Raw genomic sequence first — 17,184 nt, 5'->3', positions numbered from 1 at the left:
TTCTAGGGGCCATAGCGATAAGGTTGCAAACAACCCGTCGCGCCAGATCATTGGATAGTCCCCCATGTCCATGCCCCTTCCCGCCCAGGCCCCCGCTCCGACAAGCGTCGGCGAGCTTGCGTCGGATTTCGATATCGACATCTTCGACAGCCTCGACGCGGCAACCCCGGCCTGGCGCTGGCTGGAGGCCCGGGGCGTCCTGACCCCCTATCAGCGCCGCGACTGGATCGCCGCCTATCTCGCCGCCTTTTCCCCGGCCGGGCGTGTGCAGGTCCTGTTGCTGTCGCACAATGGCGCGCCGGCCGCGCTGTTTCCCTTTCACATCGTCAACCGTTTCGGCGTGCGCATCGCGCAGACGATCGGCATGCCGATCTCCAATGGCGACGCGCCGGTTTTCGATCCCGGCTTTTCCGACCGGCTCGGCGTCGAGGCGCTGCGGGCCGCCTTTCGGCGCCTGCCGGCCGATCTGGTCAATTTCCATTGCGTCGCGCCCCGGATCGGCGGGCGCGACAATCCCCTACTCGGCTTCGCGCACGCGCCGGCCCCCGACCATTTCTATTTCAACGAACTGGCGCCGGGCGATATCCCCTATATCGAGCAGGCCCTGCCCCATAAGCGGCGCACCAATATCAAGCGCTCGCAGCGCCGGCTGAGCGAGGGGTTCGGGGAGGTCAGGCTCAAGGCCGCGCAATCGGAACAGGAGGTGCGCGATCTCCTCGCTATCTTCCTCGACCAGCGCGGACGGCGCTTTGCCGCCATGGGTGTTGAGAATATTTTCGCGCAGGCCGAATTCCGGGCCTTTTTCGAACGCCTCGCCGTCGAAAGCCTGTCCCAGCCCCGCCCCGCCCTGCGCATCCATGCGCTCTATGCCGGCGAGCGCGTCATCGCCACGAGCCTGGGGGCCTATGGCCCCTCGCATTATTCGCAATATATCAATTCGACCGATGATGGCGAGCCGTCGCGCTTTTCGCTGATGGGGGTGACCCTCTCCCTGCTGGTCGACGAATTGCGCCGGGAGGGCATTGTCGGGCTCGACATGGGCCTGGGGGATTTCGACTACAAGCTCGACTGGACGCACAAGACGGTCGTCTACGATATCGTCATCGCCAATTCCGCCCTCGGCCTTTTCGCCCGCCCGGTGCTGATCGGCCTGCGTCGTGGCAAGCGGGCCATCAAGCAGACCCCTGCCCTCTGGCGCGCCGCCCGGGCCGTGCAGGGCCTGAAGCTCAAGCTCAAGCGGCAGAAATAGCCGGGCTTTTCAGCCCTCGGCCCAGTTCCACGCCCCATCGTCCAGCCTTGGCGCCGGACGGTCGAGATCGAGCGCGCTGCGCGAGAAGAACAGTGGCGTCCGCAACCCCGGCACGCCGCCGGGGGCGATCTCCATGCCGCGCGCCTTGACCTGCGGTTCGGCCAGGGCTTCGGAAACCGTGTTGATCGGCCCGCAGGGCACGCCGGCCGCTTCCAGCGCCGCGATGATCTCGGCCTTGGTCCGGCGCACCGTGGCGGCGGCGATCTCGGCGCACACCCAGTCACGATGCTGGACGCGGTCGGGATTGGTCGCCGCGCGGACGTCTCTAGCCAGGACATCGAGGCCGAGCGCGCCGCACAGGGCCGCGAACTGGCGGTCATTGCCGCAGGCGATGATCACATGGCCGTCCCGGGCCGGGAACAATTGATAGGGCACGATATTGGGATGGGCATTGCCCAGCCGGCGCGGGTCGGTGCCCGAGACGAGATAGTTCATCCCCTGATTGGCCAGCACCGCGATGCCCACATCGAGCAGGGCGAGATCGATATGCTGGCCCAGCCCGGATCTCTCGCGCTCGGCGAGGGCGGCCTGCACGCCGATCGTGCCGTAAAGGCCGGTGAAAATATCGATCCAGGCGACGCCGACCTTTTGCGGTTCGCCATCGGGCTCCCCGGTGAGGTCCATGATCCCGCTCATGCCCTGGATGAGGAAGTCGTAGCCCGGCTGGCTGGCGCGGGGGCCGGTCTGACCGAAGCCGGTGATCGAGAGATAGACGAGGCGGGGATTGAGGCGGGCCAGCGCGGGATAGTCGAGCCCGTATTTGACCAGCCCGCCGACCTTGAAGTTCTCGATCACCACATCGGCCCCGGCGATCAGGTCCTTGAGGCGATCGAGATCGGCGGTGCTGCGGAAATCGCAGACGATGGAGCGCTTGGAGCGGTTGGTGGCGTGGAAATAGGCGGCGACCTTTTCCGTGCCGCCCTTGCCGTCCGTCCGCTCGACGAAGGGCGGGCCCCAGCGTCGGGTGTCGTCGCCATCCGGGCTCTCGACCTTGATGACCTCGGCCCCCAGATCGGCGAGGGTCTGGCCGAGCCAGGGCCCGGCGAGGATGCGGGCCAATTCGACCACGCGCAGCCCGGCAAGGGGAGATTTTCCCGCCATGGCGCTCAGAAGAACGCCTGCAGCCCGGTCTGGGCCCGCCCGAGGATCAGGGCATGCACGTCATGGGTGCCTTCATAGGTGTTGACGGTCTCCAGGTTCTGCGCGTGGCGCATCACGTGATATTCGATCTGGATGCCGTTGCCACCATGCATGTCGCGCGCCTGCCGCGCGATATCGAGCGCCTTGCCGCAATTGTTGCGTTTGATGAGGGAGATCATCTCGGGTGCGAACCTTCCCTCGTCCATCAGCCGCCCCACCCGCAGCGAGGCCTGGAGGCCCAGCGCAATCTCTGTCTGCATGTCGGCGAGCTTTTTCTGGAACAGTTGCGTGCCGGCCAGCGGGCGGTTGAACTGCTTGCGGTCGAGCCCGTACTGGCGCGCCCGGCGCCAGCAATCCTCGGCCGCCCCCATGGCGCCCCAGGAAATGCCGTAGCGCGCCCGGTTGAGGCAGCCGAACGGGCCGCTCATCCCCTCCGCATGGGGCAGCAGCGCGTCTTCCCCCACCTCTACGTCCTCCATGACGATCTCGCCGGTCGCCGAGGTGCGCAGCGACAGCTTGCCGCCGATCTTGGGGGCCGAGAGGCCCTTCATGCCCTTTTCGAGCACGAAGCCGCGCACCTTGCCCCCATGGGCGTCGGACTTGGCCCAGACCACGAAGACATCGGCAAAGGGCGAGTTGGAGATCCAGGTCTTGGCGCCGGTGAGGCGATAGCCGCCGTCGATCTTCGTGGCCCGGGTCTTCATCGAGCCCGGGTCCGAGCCCGCATCGGGTTCGGTAAGCCCAAAACACCCGACCCATTCGCCACTGGCCAGCTTGGGCAGATATTTGCGCCGCTGCTCTTCGGAGCCATAGGCCATGATCGGATACATGACGAGGGAGGACTGCACGCTCATCATGGAGCGATAGCCGGAATCGACGCGCTCGATCTCGCGGGCCACCAGCCCATAGGCCACATAGGAGGCGCCCAGCCCGCCATACTCCTCGGGGATGGTGACGCCCAGCAGGCCGGAGGCGCCGAAATCGGCGAAGATGGAGGGGTCGACCGGCTCGGTGAGATAGTCCTCCTCGACCCGCGGCGCCAGCTTGTCGGCGGCAAAGGCCGCCGCCGATTCGGCGATCATGCGCTCTTCCGAGGTGAGCTGGTCGGCGAGCAGGAACGGGTCGTCCCACATGAAGGGATGGCTGTTGTCCTTGTGCGAAGTCTGGGCCGTCATCTTTTGCAAATTCCACGCATGCTGGCTGGCTTTGGGTGATGATACAGGCTGGGCGCCCCTTCGCCAGCGCTATTTTGGCACGAGAACATGCATGGAGCGCATGAACGGCGGGCTGGGCCGGATCAGTCGATGCGCTGGGTGGTCTCGGGCTCGAAGACCACCGCCTTGTCGAGATTGAACACGAACCCGAAGGACCGCCCCGGCGCCACGCCGGATTGGGCGCGCATGCGGGCGGTGATCTCGGTGCCGGCCAGCGGCGCCACCACATAGGTGTCCGAGCCGGTCGGCTCGACCAGGTCGACCGGCAGTTCGAGCGTGGTCACCACCCCCGCCGCCGGGTCCCGGAGGCTCTCGTCGGTGATCGCCTCGGGCCGGATGCCGAGGATGACGTTCTGGCCCCCGGCCAGTTTCTCGCGCGACACCGTGGGCGGCAGCGCCAGGCGCACCGGCTCGCTGCCGTCGAGCTCTATGGCAGAGCGGTCGGCCGACACCGTGCCACGCAACAGGTTCATGGCCGGCGAGCCCATGAAATCGGCGACGAACAGATTGGCCGGCACGCGATAGATCTCGTCGGGGGTGCCGACCTGCTGCAGCACTCCGTCCTTGAGCACGGCGATCTTGGTCGCCATGGTCATCGCCTCGATCTGGTCATGGGTGACATAAACGATGGTCGCGCCGGTATCGCGGTGCAGGCGCTTGATCTCGGCCCGCATCTCGACGCGCAATTTGGCATCGAGATTGGACAGGGGTTCGTCGAAGAGGAACACCAGCGGGTCGCGCACCAGGGCCCGCCCCATCGCCACGCGCTGGCGCTGCCCGCCCGAAAGCTGGCTGGGGCGGCGCTTGAGCAGATGCTCGATCTGGAGGGTCCGCGCCGCCTTGGCCACCGCGGCCTCGCGCTCCGGCCTGGGCACGCCGCGCATCTCGAGCGCGAAGGCGATGTTCCCCTCCACGGTCATGTTGGGATAGAGCGCGTAGGACTGGAACACCATGGCGATGTCGCGCTTGGAGGGATGCAGGTCGTTGACGATCTCTCCGTCGATGACGATCTCGCCGCTGGTCACCGGGGTCAGCCCGGCCACCGTGTTGAGCAAAGTGGACTTGCCGCAGCCGGAGGGACCGACCAGAACCAGGAAACCGCCCTTTTCCAGCGTGATGTCGATGCCCTTGAGGATATCGAGGCCGCCGATGGACTTGTGGAGGTCGCGCAGTTCGAGAAAGGCCATATTTCTTATCCCTTGACCGCGCCGGCCATCAGCCCGCGCACGAAATAGCGTCCGGCGACGACATAGACGAACAGCGTCGGCAGCGCCGCATAGACCGCCGCCGCCATGTCCACATTGTATTCCTTCACCCCCGTCGAGGACGACACGAGGTTGTTGAGCGCCACGGTCATGGGCGCCCTCTCCCCCGAGGCGAAGGAGACCCCGAACAGGAAGTCGTTCCAGATATTGGTGAACTGGTAGATGACCGTCACCACGATGATCGGCCCCGAGCTGGGCAGGAGAATGCGCCAGAAGATCTGGAAGAATCCCGCCCCGTCCATCTGGGCGGCCCGGATCAGTTCGTCGGGAAAGGCCTCATAGTAATTGCGGAAGAACAGCGTCGTGAAGCCCAGCCCATAGACCACATGCACGAGCACCAGCCCGGCGGTGCTGTTGGAGAGCCCGAGCATGCCCAGCACCCGCGCCATGGGGATCAGCACCGCCTGGAACGGGATGAAGCAGGCGAACAGCATCAGCCCGAACACCAGCTTGTGGCCGGGAAAACGCCATTTGGTCAGCACATAGCCGTTGAGCGCCCCCAATATGGTGGAGATGGTCACCGCCGGCACCACCAGCTGGATCGAATTCCAGAAATAACCCTTGATGCCGGCGCAGGTGACCCCGATGCAGGCCGAGCCCCAGGCCTTGCCCCAGGCGTCGAGGGAGGGGTTTTGCGGCAAGGCCAGCATGTTGCCGCTGCGGATCTCCGCCAGGGGCTTGAGCGAGGTGATCAGCATGACGAAGAAGGGCAGCAGATAGACGATGGCCAGCAGGATCAGCAGGCCATAGATGACGAAGCGGGCGATGCGGGCCGAGGCCGGGGAGACGGTTGGCGATGCGGCGCTCATTTCTCGCGCTCCCGCAGTTCGGAATAGAGATAGGGGATCATGATCGCCGCTACGCCCATCAGCATCATCACCGCGCTGGCCGAACCGACCGCCATCTGGCTGCGGGTGAAGGTGTAGGAATACATGAAGGTCGAGGGCAGTTCGGTGGCGTTGCCCGGCCCGCCCCCGGTCAGCGCGATGACCAGGTCATAGGACTTGATCGCCATGTGCGAGAGGACGATCACCGCCGAGAGAAAGGCCGGCCGCAGCAGGGGAATGATGATGCGGCGATAGATGGAGAAGGTCGAGGCCCCGTCGATCTGGGCCGCCTTGATGATCTCGCCATCGATGCCGCGCAGCCCGGCGAGGAACATGGCCATGACGAAGCCCGAAGCCTGCCACACCCCGGCAATCACCACCGTGTAGATCGCCATGTCGGTGCTGATCAGCCAGTCGAACTTGAAGCTGGTCCAGCCGAGTTGGTGCATGGCCCGCTCCAGCCCCAGACCGGGGTTGAGGAACCATTTCCACGCCGTGCCGGTGACGATGAAGGAGAGCGCCATGGGATAAAGGAAGATGGGCCGCAAGACGCCCTCACCGCGGATGCGCTGGTCGAGCAGGATGGCCAGCAGCAGGCCTAGCGCGATGCAGAAGAAGATATAGAGCGAGCCGAAAATGGCGAGGTTCTTGATCGCCATGTGCCAGTTGGGTTGCGACCACAGCCGGACATAGGAATCGAACCCCACCAGTTCGTAGATCGGCAGGATGCGCGAATTGGTGAAGGAGAGATAGAGCGTCCAGAGAATGAAGCCGTAGACGAAGAACAGGATCAGCGCGAAGGACGGCGCCAGGACGATCTTGGGCAGGAAGGCCCTCGCCCGGTCGGCGAGGCTCGCGTGACGCCGCACCGGCGTGCTTGGCTCCACGGTGAGCGTCATCAAGCCTTCCCCTCGAGCTTGAAGCGTGGCCGGGACTTGTCCCCCGGCCACGCCGATTGCCTTACTGCGCGGCGGCGATGGCCTGCGGCAGGCGTTCCAGCGCTTCGTCGGTGCTGATCTGGCCATTGAGGTGCTGGGTCACCACGTCGAAGAAGGCCTCCTGCACGGCGGCGGGCTGGGCGTGGCCATGGGCCAGCGAGCCGGCCAGCGTGTCGTTGGCGGCCGCCTCGGCCAGTTCGGCCATGCCCTGCTTGCCGCAGGCGTCGAACTCGGTATCATCGATATCGGTCCGGGCCGGAACCGAGCCCTTCACCGTGTTGAAGGCGACCTGGAAGGCCGGGTCCATCACGGCGGAGGCCATGGCGAGTTGGGCGTCGCGCGCCCCTTCACCCACTTCGAACATCACGAACTGGTCGGAGTTGAACAGCACATTGCCCTGGGTGCCGGGGAAGCGCATGCACATGAAGTCTTCGCCGGGGGTGAGGTCGGCCCGCAGGAATTCGCCCTTGGCCCAATCGCCCATCTGCTGGGCGCCGGCATCGCCTTCGATGACCATGGCCGAGGCCAGGTTCCAGTCGCGTCCCGAGAAATTGGGGTCGAAATAGCCAGCGAGGCGGGTCATGTGGTCGAAGACCTCGCGCATGGTGTCGCTGGACAGCGCATCGGCGTTAGCATCGATGATCGCGTCGCGATAGAAGTCGATGCCGCCCACCGCGAGCACCACGTTCTCCCACATTGTGGTGTCCTGCCAGGCCTGGCCGCCATGGGCGAGCGGGGTGATGCCCTGCTCCTCGAAGGCGTCCAGCATGGCATAGAGTTCGTCGAGGCTCTGCGGCTCGCCCCCGCCATAGGCCTGGAAGGCGTCGCCATTGATCCATAGCCAGTTGGTCGAGTGGACGTTGACCGGGGCGGCGATCCACTGCCCGTCATAGCGGGAGAAATCCTGCAAGGCGGCCGGAATCACCGCCTCCCAGCCTTCTTCCTCGGCCAGGTCGTTGAGATTGCCCACGACCCCGAGTTCGGCCCAGTCGCGGATGTCGAAGCCGAGCATCTGGACCGCGGTCGGCGAATCGCCGGCCGTGACCCTGGCCCGCAGCGCGGTCATGGCATTGCCGCCCGCGCCGCCAGCCACCGGCATGTCGTTCCAGGTGATGCCCTGGGCCTCGAGATTTTCCTTGAGCACGTTGAGCGCCGCGGCCTCGCCGCCTGCGGTCCACCAGTGCAGCACTTCCACACTGTTGTCCTGAGCGATCGCATGGCCCGCAGCCAAGGATGCCAGCGCCGTTCCGGCAGCCAGCTTCGCTATCATGCGTATTGTCATAAAATCCTCCCTTGGTGACCGGCTCCTCCAGCCATGGATCAATTTATAACGTTGCATATCGGGTGGCTGTCAACCTCCTAATACGTTTGTCCACTTGCGCGCTCAAAACCGGAAACACTATTCACGGGGCCGGGCAGCGTGTCACATAAGGCCGTTTGCAACGATATAAATCTGTTATAAGAGCTAAGGGCGATGAGGAGATTATGACGTGACCCGAGCCGGACAGCGGGACCCCGGCGCCGGCCGCCCCGCCAGCGAAAAGCCGACCTTGCGCACCATTGCCGATATTACCGGGCTGGCGGTGACCACGGTTTCCCGCGCCCTGGGCGATGCGCCCCAGATCGCCCGCGAGACCCGCCAAAGGGTGCAGCAGGTGGCGCGCGACATCGGCTATCTCCCCGACCGCGCCGCCCAGCGGCTGCGGACCGGGCGCACCAATGTGATCAGCCTGATCCTCGATCCGCATGAGGAGATCATCAATTTCGGCACCTCGCTGATGAAGGGTCTGACCGCCGCCTTGCGCGATACGCCCTATCATCTGGTGATCACGCCGCATTTCCGCGACGAGCCGGCGCTGGACCCGGTGCGCTACATCCTGCGCAACCGCATGGCCGACGGGCTCATCTTCTCGCGCACCGAATTGTTCGACCCGCGCGTCAAGCTGCTGCTGGAGGAGGACTTCCCCTTCGTCTGCCATGGACGCACCGAGCTTTCGACGCCGCACCCCTATGTGGACTATGACAACGAGGCCTTCGCCTATCAGGCCACCCGGCGGCTGATCGCCCAGGGGCGGACCCGGCTGGCCATCCTGCTGCCGCCGGAACGGTTCACCTTCCACCAGCATATGCGCTACGGGTTTCTCCGGGCGGTGCGCGAGGCGGGCGTCGCCTATGAATTCTTCGACGGCGTCACCCTCGACAGCCCGGCCGAGGCGGTGACCGCCGCCGCCGCACGGCGCCTCCTCGAACCCGAGCCGCCAGACGGCTATATCCTGGGCGGCGAGGTCTCGGCGCTGGCCGTCATGGCCGCCCTTACCGACCATGGTTTCACCCCCGGGCGCGAAGCGGGCATCGTCGCCAAGAAGACCTCCGACCTCTTCACCCCGATCCGGCCGCGCATCGATACGATCGACGAGGACCTGGTGGCGGCGGGCGAAGAAATGGGGCGCCTGCTGTTGCAGCGGATTTCGGGCGCACAACCATCGCAACTCTGCACATTGTACCGCCCAAACCCCGCATAAACTGCGTCCAAAAGCCCCACGATCACCGAACAAGCGTGCGAAAACCGCTCGATTGGTCCTATGTAGGGCGGATGGACATGTCCGAACAGAGCCTGAAACTGGACGCGCTGCGATCGCGGATCGCGGCCTGTCGCCTCTGCGCCGAGGCCCTGCCGCACCCGCCGCGCCCGGTGGTTCAGGCGGGAAGCGGGGCCCGGATTCTCGTTATCGGCCAAGCACCTGGGCGCAAGGTCCATCTCAGCGGCATGCCCTGGGACGACGCCAGCGGCGACCGCCTCCGCGCCTGGATGGGCCTTGCCAAGCCGGCCTTCTACGACCCCCAGCGCCTGGCCATCATGCCCATGGGCTTCTGCTATCCAGGCGTCGGCGCCAAGGGAAATGGCGACAATCCGCCCATGCGCCTCTGCGCGCCCACCTGGCATTCCGAGCTCATTTCCCTCCTCCCCGAGGTGCGGCTGACCCTGCTGATCGGGCACCATGCGCAGGCCTATTATCTGCCCAAGCCCTTGAAATCGATGACTGAAGCCGTGCGGTCCTTCGACGGCTCCTCGCCGCTCATGCCCCTGCCCCACCCGAGCTGGCGCGTGGTGCGATGGATGCGGGACAATCCCTGGTTCGAGGCGCACACGCTGCCCCTGCTGCGCCGGAGGGTGGCCGATGCGATCGGAGAGAACGCTCTCAGATAATGGGTATCGCGGTCTGGACAAGCTCCCTTAGCTTGGGCACAAATCCGCTTGCGGTCAGCACAGGCTGGATTGAATCGGGAGAGCGGGCTTTTGAGCAAGCGTAAAAGCGGCGCCACCATCGCCGATGTCGCGCGCCTGGCGGGGGTCAGCACGGCGACGGCCGGCCGCGTATTGGGCGATTACGGCTATTCGAGCGGCGAGAAGCGCGAGAAGGTGCTCGCGGCTGCCAAGTCGCTCGGCTATCGCCCCAATCTCCTCGCCCGCAGCCTCATCACCGGCCGCACCCGGACGATCGGGGTGGTCGCCGGCGATATCCAGAGCCCGTTTTACGCCAGCATCCTGCGCGGCATTTCCGACGTCGCCGAACGTCACGGCATTGGTCTCATCATCACCAATAGCGACGAAAACCTCGATCACGAGGTGCGCTCAGTGCAGTTGCTGCTGGAAAAACAGGTCGACGGTATGATCCTCTCTCCCTGCCGCCCGGATGGCGGAGAGCATCTGAATTCGGCGCTGGCCCTGGGGATTCCCATCGTCCAGATCGACCGGCAGGTGACCGATCTCGAAGCCGATTTCGTGGGCGTCGACAACCGTGCCGGCGCAAGGGAAGCCATTGCCCGCCTGCTGCATCTGGGGCATCGCCGCATCGGCATGATCGGCGAACTCGAGCATCCCGAATGGACGATCGCCGATTTCGTTGCGCAAACCGCTGCGGGCCATATGGCCTCCGAAGCGCTGTTCCCCAGCTGGCAGCGCCTGCATGGCTATATCGAAGCCCATATGGAGGCCGGCCTTGCGGTCGATCCGCTCCTCGTCCGCCAGGCCGGCAGCTATTCGGCCGAGGCCGCCGAACGCCAGATACAGATTCTCCTCTCGGCCGAGCGCCCGACCGCCATTTTCACCGCCGACGGCCTGATGACCGCCGGCACCATGGCCGCGCTCGGCGCGGCGCGCATTTCCATCCCGGCCGAGCTGTCGATCATCTGCTTCGACGATCTCGACTGGATGGGCTTTACCCAGCCGGGGATCGACGCAGTGGTCCAGCCGCGCGGAGCCATGGGCGAAGCCGCCGCCCAACTGCTTCTCGACCGGATCGGCGGCAAGTCCGAACCGGCGCGGCGCATCATCCTCGGGACGCGGATCATCAGCCGCGGTTCGGTGGTCGCGCTGGGCTGACGGGCGGGGAAGACTGCACAACCATTCGGCATAGCCTTGTGACATATCCACGATTGCTTGCCGCACCCAGCCCGCTAGACAATCGCGACACAACTCGGATCGTCACCCATGCTCAGCGATAAAAATCACAACAATCTCTGGTCCGCCACCGCGCGGCCCGCCCCGGCCACCCACCCGCTCCAGGGCGATGCGACGGCCGATGTCGTCATCATCGGCGCCGGCTATACCGGCCTTTCATCCGCCCTGCACCTTGCCGAAGCCGGCAAGCGGGCCGTGGTCCTCGAAGCCAAGTCGATCGGCCATGGCGGCTCCGGCCGCAATGTGGGCCTGGTCAATGCCGGCATGTGGGTCATGCCCAATGACCTCATCAAGACACAGGGCGAGAAATGGGGCATGACGCTGATCACAGCGCTCGGCCAGGGACCTGCGCGGGTGTTCGAACTGGCCGAACGCTTCGGCATGGATTGCGAGGCGATCCATAACGGCACGCTGCATCTGGGGGTCGGTGCCTCCGGTTATGAGGAACTGGGCGAACGGGCCCGCCAATGGCAGGCGCTGGGAGCACCGGTCGAGCGCCTCGACAAGGACCAAACCGCGAAGCTGACCGGCACTAACGCCCCAAGCGGCGCACTGCTCGACAAACGCGCCGGCACCATCCAGCCCCTGGGCTATGTCCGCGGACTGGCCGAAGCCGCGCTTTCACTGGGCGCGGAAATCTACACGGTGTCTCCGGTCACCGCCGCCGTGCACGAAGACGGCCTGTGGCGCATTTCGACGCCCGGCGGCACCGTGACCGCCCCATGGGTTATCGTCGCCACCAATGCCTATACCGGGCTGGTTCCCGACTTTCCTTTCGCCTCCCAGCGGGAGGAATTGACCATCCTGCCCTATTTCCAGTTCGCGACCCAGCCGCTGCCCGAAGCGATGGCCAACCGCATCCTGCCGCAGCGCCAGGGGTGCTGGGACACGCGGACCGTGATGACATCATTGCGGATGGACAAGGCCGGGCGGCTGGTGTTCGGCAGCGTCGGGGCTCTCGAACCGATCTCCGTGGGCACCCAGCGCGCGTTCGCCCGGCGCACCCTCGCAAGTCTCTTTCCCTTCCTGCCCGAGATCACGCTCGATCATTTCTGGCACGGCCAGATCGGCATGACCGACAATGCCCTCCCCAAATTCCACCGCTACGGGCCCAACGCCATCGGGGTCAACGGCTTCAATGGGCGCGGTATCGCGACGGGCACCGTCTTCGGCCAGGCCATGGCCCGCCATATCGCCGAGGGCGAAGCGATGATCCTGCCGGAAACCAAGATCGGCGCGGCCCCGCTGGGCCGCACTAAGACACGGTTCTACAAGCTCGGCAGCCAGATGCTGCACTTCATATCGTCGCGGATCTGACCCGCGCGGCAAGATGGCGGGCGGTGAAGAGGTCGAGATGCCCGCCGCCCACATTCTTGTAGATGGTGATCTCATCGTCCGAGCCGCGTCCGGCATGCTGGCCCTGGCACAGGGCGAAAGCATCGGCAATCACCGCATTCCAGCCGATGACGCCCGCCGCGACCGGCTGGCATAGATCGCCCGCGCCTTCCATGCCGTTGCGGGTATCGACAAATATCCTGCCCCGCGCCATGGCCGCGTCGTCGGCCTCGCGCATGGTCGGCAGATAGGCGCCCACAAGGTCGAGATGGGCGCCGGGCTTCAGGCACTCGCCCTTGACCAGCGGCCGGTCCGACATGGTGACGCAACTGACGATATCGGCCACCGCCACGGCATCGTCGAGGTTTTCGACCACCTCGACCGCCCGCTCGCCGGCCAAACGATCGACCAGGGCCTCGGCGCGCTCCCGGGTGCGATTCCACACCATCACCCGCTCGATGCCCGGACGGGCCGCCGTGTGCGCGGCGATCATGTGCGGCGCCAATCCGCCGGCTCCGACCACCAGCAGCGTACTGGCATCCTGGCGGGCCAGCAGCTTGCTGCCCATCCCGGAATCCGCCGCGGTCTTGCGAAAGGTCATCTCCGCCCCATCGGCGACGAAGCGCGGCGCACCGGTGTCGGCATCGAACACCGCGACCAGTCCCTGCACCGAAGCCTCTGGGGGCTGGCGCTTGAGATTGCCCGGAAACACGCCCACCATCTTGACGGCGACGATCTCGGCCCTGGCCCAGCCCACCAGGGCGACGAACTTGTTTTCGCCCCCTTCGGGCTCGTCCTGAACCATATGCTGCGCCTCGGGGACACCGCCCCGATGCGCTTCTTCCAGCGCGGCGATCAGGCCGGGATAATCCAGTAACGCATCGATGGCGGCCGCGTCGAAGCTCTGCATATCGTCTCTCCAAACCGGGAATTGAGGCCGTCCCGATCCAGCCGGATCGGAAGCGCCATAGCCCTGCCTTACTAGTTCCATATGGAACCTTGTCAAGCCTCCGGGCTGGTACTTTGCCGGCGATTGCGTTAGGGGAGGTCGGAACGTCAGCAACGGACCCACTCTCATGAACGACCGATTTGACGATACGGCGGAGAGCCATGTGGCAACGCCCAAGGAAATCCTCGACAAGGTGTTGTTATATCCGAATATCGACCGCGACGGCCTGCGTCTCAGCCTCTGGTCGGGTTTCTATACGGGTCCCGTGTTCGCCCAGATCGAGCAGCGCTTCGGGCTCTATCGCGATGAGAACAACGTGCTTTTTGCACTGGCCACCTATGGCCAGCTGACGGCCAAGTCGATCTGCGAGTTTCTCGGGCGGCCGAAGAATTCGATCAGCCGGGCCATCGATCGGCTACTCAAGAAGGGCCTGATCCATACGGAGGTCGATCCCGGCGACCGCCGCCGCGTGCTGCTCACCATCGAACCCGCAGGGCGCGACCTGCACGAACAGACCCTCAAAATCCACAAGGAGCGTGAGGCGCATATGCTGAGATCGCTCACTCCGGTCGAGCGTACCGCTCTCGACTCGATCCTTTCTAAGCTGATCGACGATGCCGATAGCTGGATCGAAACCTTCTGATCCCACCGGATCGGTTCCATATGGCCCCAATATCGAAAAGGCGCCCGGAGGCGCCTTTTCTCATTTCAGAACATCAGATCGGGCAGGAAGGTGACCAGCGGGGGAACGAAGGTCAGCAGCAACAGGACGCCAATCAGCACCGCCAGGTAAGGCAGGAACTCCTTGGTGAAGTCCTCGATGGAGCAGCGGGTGATCGAGCAGACGGTGAACATCACCGTGCCCACGGGCGGGGTCAGCGATCCGATCGCCGTGTTGAACACCAGCACCACGCCCAGATGCACCGGGTCGATGCCCAGAGCGTTGGCGACCTGGATGAGCAGCGGCCCGAGGATGACGACCAGCGCCAGCCCTTCGAAAACCGTTCCCAGCACCAGAAGTAGCAGGTTGATCACCAGGAGGACGACATATTTGTTCTCGGAGATGGCCAACAGGGCGCCGATCAGCATCTGCGGAATCTGCTCGAGGCTGAGGATCAGCGAGAACACGGCGGCGGCCGCGACGATGAACATCACGCTTGCCGTGGTATGGGCCGACTCCCGCAGCAGATCATAGGTGTCACGCCAGCTGATGCCGCGATAGATGAAGACGCCGACGAGAAAGGCGTAGAGCGCGGCGACGGCCCCGAGTTCGGTGGGGGTGAACCAGCCCACCCGGAGGCCCAGGAGCAACATGACCGGCATGGCCAGGGCCCAGGAAGCGATCCAGCCGCTGCGGGCAATCTCACCCATGGAGGCACGCTCTTCGCGCGAGGGCGCATAATTGCGTCGCACCGCCGTCCAGCGCACGGTCAGCATCAGGGCGATGGCGATGATTATGGCCGGGACCACGCCCCCCATGAACAACCGCCCGATCGAGGTGTCGGTAAGAAGGCCGTAGACGATCAGCGCGATCGAGGGTGGCATGATCGGCGCGATAAGGGATGAGGCAGCGCTGATCACCGAGCCATAGGCGTTGGAATAGCCGCGGCGGCGCATTACCGGCACGATGGTGCGGGCGTCGATGGCCGCATCGGCGTTGGCCGAGCCGGACATGGCGCCCATGAACACCGAGTTCAACACGGCGATCTGCGCCAATCCGCCCTTCCAGTGACCGACGAGACTTTCAGCGAAGCTGTAGAGCTTTTCCGCGATCCCGCCGCGCGCCATGGCGCATCCGGCCACCACGAACAGGGGAATGGCCAAAAGGGGGAAGGATTCCATGCTCGAGCCCATGCGCTGGGCCACGATGCTCGCCATCATCGGATTGACGGAGAAATAGGCCATGGACGAGCCGAGCATGACAAAGCCGATTGGGACCCGCAGGACGATGAGGACGACGAAAGCGATAGCGGCTAGAATCATGCGTCGGCCCCTTCCCCGCGAAAGATTTCGACGATGGCGACAAGTTGCACGATGATGATGCCCCCCATGCCGACGGCGAGGATGGCCGCGACGATCCATTTGGGCCAGCCCAATGCAAGGAAGGTCGTGAACCGAGCCGTGGTGATTTGTGCTATCGCGGCCTGGATCACGGCGACGGCAATGATGATGACGATGATATGGGACAGGACGACGACGACGCGCCGCAGCCTTTCGGGCAGCAATTCGACGAAAAAGCCGATCCCGAACAATTGCCCGTAAAGAGCCGCGCCGATCAGCCCCAGCCAGACGCTGGCCGAAAAGGCGAGGATGGCGAGGTCATGGGCAGCATAGAAAGGAACGCGCAGAATATTGCGCGCAAAGACGTCGGCGGCAACGACCAGCACGAGGAATGCGATCAAAAATACCGGCAGGACCGAACCCACCAGTTCCAGCAGGCGCCTGATCATCACCATGGGGTGATCCTTTCCCAAAAAGGCACGACGCCGCCCGGCCAATGGCGGGCGGCGTCAAATTTGCTTTGTGTTATTCGCCGGTGGCGGCAGCACGGATCTGGTCGTAGAGACCGTCCGGCCAGGCGGGGAAGCTGGTGTAGAAGCTCGCGGTCTTTTCGCGATAGGCCTCGACATCGGCTTCGTGGAAAGTGACGCCCTGGGCTTCGAACTCGGTCCGGATCTCGTTTTCGAGATCGGCCGAAAGCGCGGTCAGTTCCTGGCCGCCGGTGCGGAATTCTTCCATGAGGATGGCGCGGTCCTCATCGCTCAGCGCCTGATAGGTCGCCTCGCTCATCACCCAGCCGGTGAAGAGATTGAAATGGCCGGTTAAGGTGATGTGCTTGACCACTTCCTGCCACCCGCTGGCACGCAGGCCGGTCAGCGGGCTTTCGGCGGCAGCGACGACGCCCTGGGACAGCGCGGAATAAACCTCGGCCGCCTCGACGGTGGTCGGGATAACCCCGAGCGGTTCAAAGGTCTTGATCCAGGTCTCGACCGGCGGAACGCGCATGCGAACGCCTTCGAGGCTGACGGGATCGGTATAGCCCGCGGTGCCGATCATGTGGCGGGGACCGTCGAACCAGTTGAGCGCAACGGCGCGGATGCCCGCGGTTTCGGCCAGCTGGTCGTAAAAGCCGTTCATGATTTCGGAAAAGGCGAGCCGCTCGGCTTCATCGGTGTTCTCGACGATGAAGGGCCCCTCCACAATGGCCAGTTCCGGAACGCCGAAGCCGGCCAAGAACGAGGCTGAGGTGAAGGTCATGACCGGCTGGCCCTGGCTGGCCTGCTCGATCGAATCCGTGGTCGATCCCAACTGGGCAGAGGGGAACATCTGGAACTGCACCCGGCCCTCGGTGCGCTCGGTCACGCGCGCGGCGGCTTCCTCGGCCTTTAGGAAGGATTCGGACGTGGGCGAGTTCACGGTCGCGAGGCGAATCGTCACCTCCTGGGCGATGGCCGGCATGCCCATTAGGGCAACGACCGACGTCGCGGCAAGCAGCTTGCCCATGGTCCGGCGAGTCAATGAATAAGACATCAATCTACATCCCGTTGTAACTGCACTTCTCCCCGGCGTTGATCGGGGTCGCGCAGTTCCGGCCCCTCGCCGTCTCCTCCCCACCGGGTCAGAGGTTGATGGTAATGCGGCATTAAAGGAATGCCGCAGCAAGAAATTTTTGAGCGGGATGCGGTTATGCCGATATGTTCCATATGGAACAACAAGGACCCATCTCCCGCCGCAGCCCGCACCC

General features: G+C 64.8%; 16 protein-coding genes. 6 read left to right on the top strand and 10 right to left on the bottom strand.

What is annotated here, in order from left to right:
- The first annotated feature begins 64 nt into the window (after positions 1 to 64).
- Positions 65 to 1,249, top strand: a complete 1,185-nt coding sequence (locus DVH29_RS09100; RefSeq protein ID WP_114645863.1) for a GNAT family N-acetyltransferase — start codon at positions 65 to 67, stop codon at positions 1,247 to 1,249.
- Between the two features lie 9 nt (positions 1,250 to 1,258).
- Here DVH29_RS09100 and DVH29_RS09095 read toward each other — a convergent pair whose 3' ends face one another.
- The 6 genes from DVH29_RS09095 to DVH29_RS09070 all read right to left on the bottom strand — a co-directional run bounded on the left by DVH29_RS09095 (position 1,259) and on the right by DVH29_RS09070 (position 7,969).
- Positions 1,259 to 2,410 carry a CaiB/BaiF CoA transferase family protein gene (locus DVH29_RS09095; protein ID WP_114645862.1) on the bottom strand — a complete coding sequence of 384 codons (1,152 nt, stop codon included), beginning with the start codon at positions 2,408 to 2,410 and terminating at the stop codon, positions 1,259 to 1,261.
- 5 nt (positions 2,411 to 2,415) lie between these two features.
- Positions 2,416 to 3,624, bottom strand: coding sequence for an acyl-CoA dehydrogenase (locus DVH29_RS09090; RefSeq protein ID WP_114645861.1), 1,209 nt, complete (start codon positions 3,622 to 3,624; stop codon positions 2,416 to 2,418).
- Positions 3,625 to 3,746: 122 nt separating this feature from the next.
- Positions 3,747 to 4,850, bottom strand: a complete 1,104-nt coding sequence (locus DVH29_RS09085) for an ABC transporter ATP-binding protein (protein WP_114645860.1) — start codon at positions 4,848 to 4,850, stop codon at positions 3,747 to 3,749.
- Between the two features lie 5 nt (positions 4,851 to 4,855).
- Entirely contained in the window at positions 4,856 to 5,737 is an 882-nt protein-coding gene (locus tag DVH29_RS09080; protein ID WP_114645859.1) for a carbohydrate ABC transporter permease, read from the bottom strand.
- Positions 5,734 to 6,654: a carbohydrate ABC transporter permease gene (locus tag DVH29_RS09075; RefSeq protein WP_114645858.1), complete on the bottom strand. Its 921-nt coding sequence runs from the start codon at positions 6,652 to 6,654 to the stop codon at positions 5,734 to 5,736. Before DVH29_RS09075 ends, DVH29_RS09080 begins: the two co-directional genes overlap by 4 nt.
- Positions 6,655 to 6,715: 61 nt before the next feature.
- On the bottom strand, positions 6,716 to 7,969 hold the full coding sequence (locus DVH29_RS09070; protein ID WP_199562559.1) for an ABC transporter substrate-binding protein: 1,254 nt from the start codon (positions 7,967 to 7,969) through the stop codon (positions 6,716 to 6,718).
- 214 nt (positions 7,970 to 8,183) lie between these two features.
- Here DVH29_RS09070 and DVH29_RS09065 point away from each other — a divergent pair, with 214 nt between their 5' ends.
- The 4 genes from DVH29_RS09065 (at position 8,184) to DVH29_RS09050 (ending at position 12,472) form a co-directional block, all read left to right on the top strand.
- The gene (locus DVH29_RS09065; protein WP_114645856.1) at positions 8,184 to 9,215 is read left to right on the top strand and encodes a LacI family transcriptional regulator; all 1,032 of its coding nucleotides are present in this window, start codon (positions 8,184 to 8,186) and stop codon (positions 9,213 to 9,215) included.
- Between the two features lie 77 nt (positions 9,216 to 9,292).
- The gene (locus DVH29_RS09060; RefSeq protein ID WP_114645909.1) at positions 9,293 to 9,901 is read left to right on the top strand and encodes a uracil-DNA glycosylase family protein; all 609 of its coding nucleotides are present in this window, start codon (positions 9,293 to 9,295) and stop codon (positions 9,899 to 9,901) included.
- A gap of 90 nt (positions 9,902 to 9,991) precedes the next feature.
- The gene (locus DVH29_RS09055; protein ID WP_114645855.1) at positions 9,992 to 11,077 is read left to right on the top strand and encodes a LacI family DNA-binding transcriptional regulator; all 1,086 of its coding nucleotides are present in this window, start codon (positions 9,992 to 9,994) and stop codon (positions 11,075 to 11,077) included.
- A gap of 108 nt (positions 11,078 to 11,185) precedes the next feature.
- Entirely contained in the window at positions 11,186 to 12,472 is a 1,287-nt protein-coding gene (locus DVH29_RS09050) for an NAD(P)/FAD-dependent oxidoreductase (protein WP_114645854.1), read from the top strand.
- Here the strand turns inward: DVH29_RS09050 and DVH29_RS09045 are convergent.
- Positions 12,453 to 13,400, bottom strand: a complete 948-nt coding sequence (locus DVH29_RS09045) for an ornithine cyclodeaminase (protein WP_114645853.1) — start codon at positions 13,398 to 13,400, stop codon at positions 12,453 to 12,455. The two genes, DVH29_RS09050 and DVH29_RS09045, sit on opposite strands and share 20 nt — an antisense overlap.
- Positions 13,401 to 13,566: 166 nt before the next feature.
- Here DVH29_RS09045 and DVH29_RS09040 point away from each other — a divergent pair, with 166 nt between their 5' ends.
- Complete coding sequence (locus DVH29_RS09040) at positions 13,567 to 14,082, top strand: MarR family winged helix-turn-helix transcriptional regulator (protein ID WP_114645852.1); 516 nt, start codon at positions 13,567 to 13,569, stop codon at positions 14,080 to 14,082.
- Between the two features lie 65 nt (positions 14,083 to 14,147).
- Here the strand turns inward: DVH29_RS09040 and DVH29_RS09035 are convergent, their stop codons facing one another.
- The 3 genes from DVH29_RS09035 to dctP form a co-directional block, all read right to left on the bottom strand.
- Positions 14,148 to 15,422 (bottom strand): TRAP transporter large permease, encoded by a 1,275-nt coding sequence (locus tag DVH29_RS09035; protein WP_114645851.1) that lies wholly within the window; start codon positions 15,420 to 15,422, stop codon positions 14,148 to 14,150.
- Positions 15,419 to 15,895 carry a TRAP transporter small permease gene (locus tag DVH29_RS09030; protein WP_245944940.1) on the bottom strand — a complete coding sequence of 159 codons (477 nt, stop codon included), beginning with the start codon at positions 15,893 to 15,895 and terminating at the stop codon, positions 15,419 to 15,421. The genes DVH29_RS09035 and DVH29_RS09030 overlap by 4 nt, the downstream gene beginning before the upstream one ends.
- 70 nt (positions 15,896 to 15,965) lie before the next feature.
- Positions 15,966 to 16,970 (bottom strand): TRAP transporter substrate-binding protein DctP, encoded by a 1,005-nt coding sequence (gene dctP / locus DVH29_RS09025; protein ID WP_114645850.1) that lies wholly within the window; start codon positions 16,968 to 16,970, stop codon positions 15,966 to 15,968.
- Positions 16,971 to 17,184 lie beyond the last annotated feature (214 nt).

Origin of the sequence: Pelagibacterium lacus, from assembly GCF_003345525.1 — a bacterium.
GTDB classification, from domain to species: domain Bacteria; phylum Pseudomonadota; class Alphaproteobacteria; order Rhizobiales; family Devosiaceae; genus Pelagibacterium; species Pelagibacterium lacus.
This window is presented reverse-complemented; position numbering and strand designations above follow the sequence as displayed.

Excerpts from the sequence above, each read along its gene's own strand:
- DVH29_RS09100 (WP_114645863.1), top strand. The coding sequence starts at position 65 with ATGTCCATGCCCCTTCCCGCCCAGGCCCCCGCTCCGACAAGCGTCGGC.
- DVH29_RS09095 (WP_114645862.1), bottom strand. The coding sequence starts at position 2,410 with ATGGCGGGAAAATCTCCCCTTGCCGGGCTGCGCGTGGTCGAATTGGCC.
- DVH29_RS09090 (WP_114645861.1), bottom strand. The coding sequence starts at position 3,624 with ATGACGGCCCAGACTTCGCACAAGGACAACAGCCATCCCTTCATGTGG.
- DVH29_RS09085 (WP_114645860.1), bottom strand. The coding sequence starts at position 4,850 with ATGGCCTTTCTCGAACTGCGCGACCTCCACAAGTCCATCGGCGGCCTC.
- DVH29_RS09080 (WP_114645859.1), bottom strand. The coding sequence starts at position 5,737 with ATGAGCGCCGCATCGCCAACCGTCTCCCCGGCCTCGGCCCGCATCGCC.
- DVH29_RS09075 (WP_114645858.1), bottom strand. The coding sequence starts at position 6,654 with ATGACGCTCACCGTGGAGCCAAGCACGCCGGTGCGGCGTCACGCGAGC.
- DVH29_RS09060 (WP_114645909.1), top strand. The coding sequence starts at position 9,293 with ATGTCCGAACAGAGCCTGAAACTGGACGCGCTGCGATCGCGGATCGCG.
- DVH29_RS09050 (WP_114645854.1), top strand. The coding sequence starts at position 11,186 with ATGCTCAGCGATAAAAATCACAACAATCTCTGGTCCGCCACCGCGCGG.
- DVH29_RS09045 (WP_114645853.1), bottom strand. The coding sequence starts at position 13,400 with ATGCAGAGCTTCGACGCGGCCGCCATCGATGCGTTACTGGATTATCCC.
- DVH29_RS09040 (WP_114645852.1), top strand. The coding sequence starts at position 13,567 with ATGAACGACCGATTTGACGATACGGCGGAGAGCCATGTGGCAACGCCC.
- DVH29_RS09035 (WP_114645851.1), bottom strand. The coding sequence starts at position 15,422 with ATGATTCTAGCCGCTATCGCTTTCGTCGTCCTCATCGTCCTGCGGGTC.
- DVH29_RS09030 (WP_245944940.1), bottom strand. The coding sequence starts at position 15,895 with ATGGTGATGATCAGGCGCCTGCTGGAACTGGTGGGTTCGGTCCTGCCG.
- dctP (WP_114645850.1), bottom strand. The coding sequence starts at position 16,970 with ATGTCTTATTCATTGACTCGCCGGACCATGGGCAAGCTGCTTGCCGCG.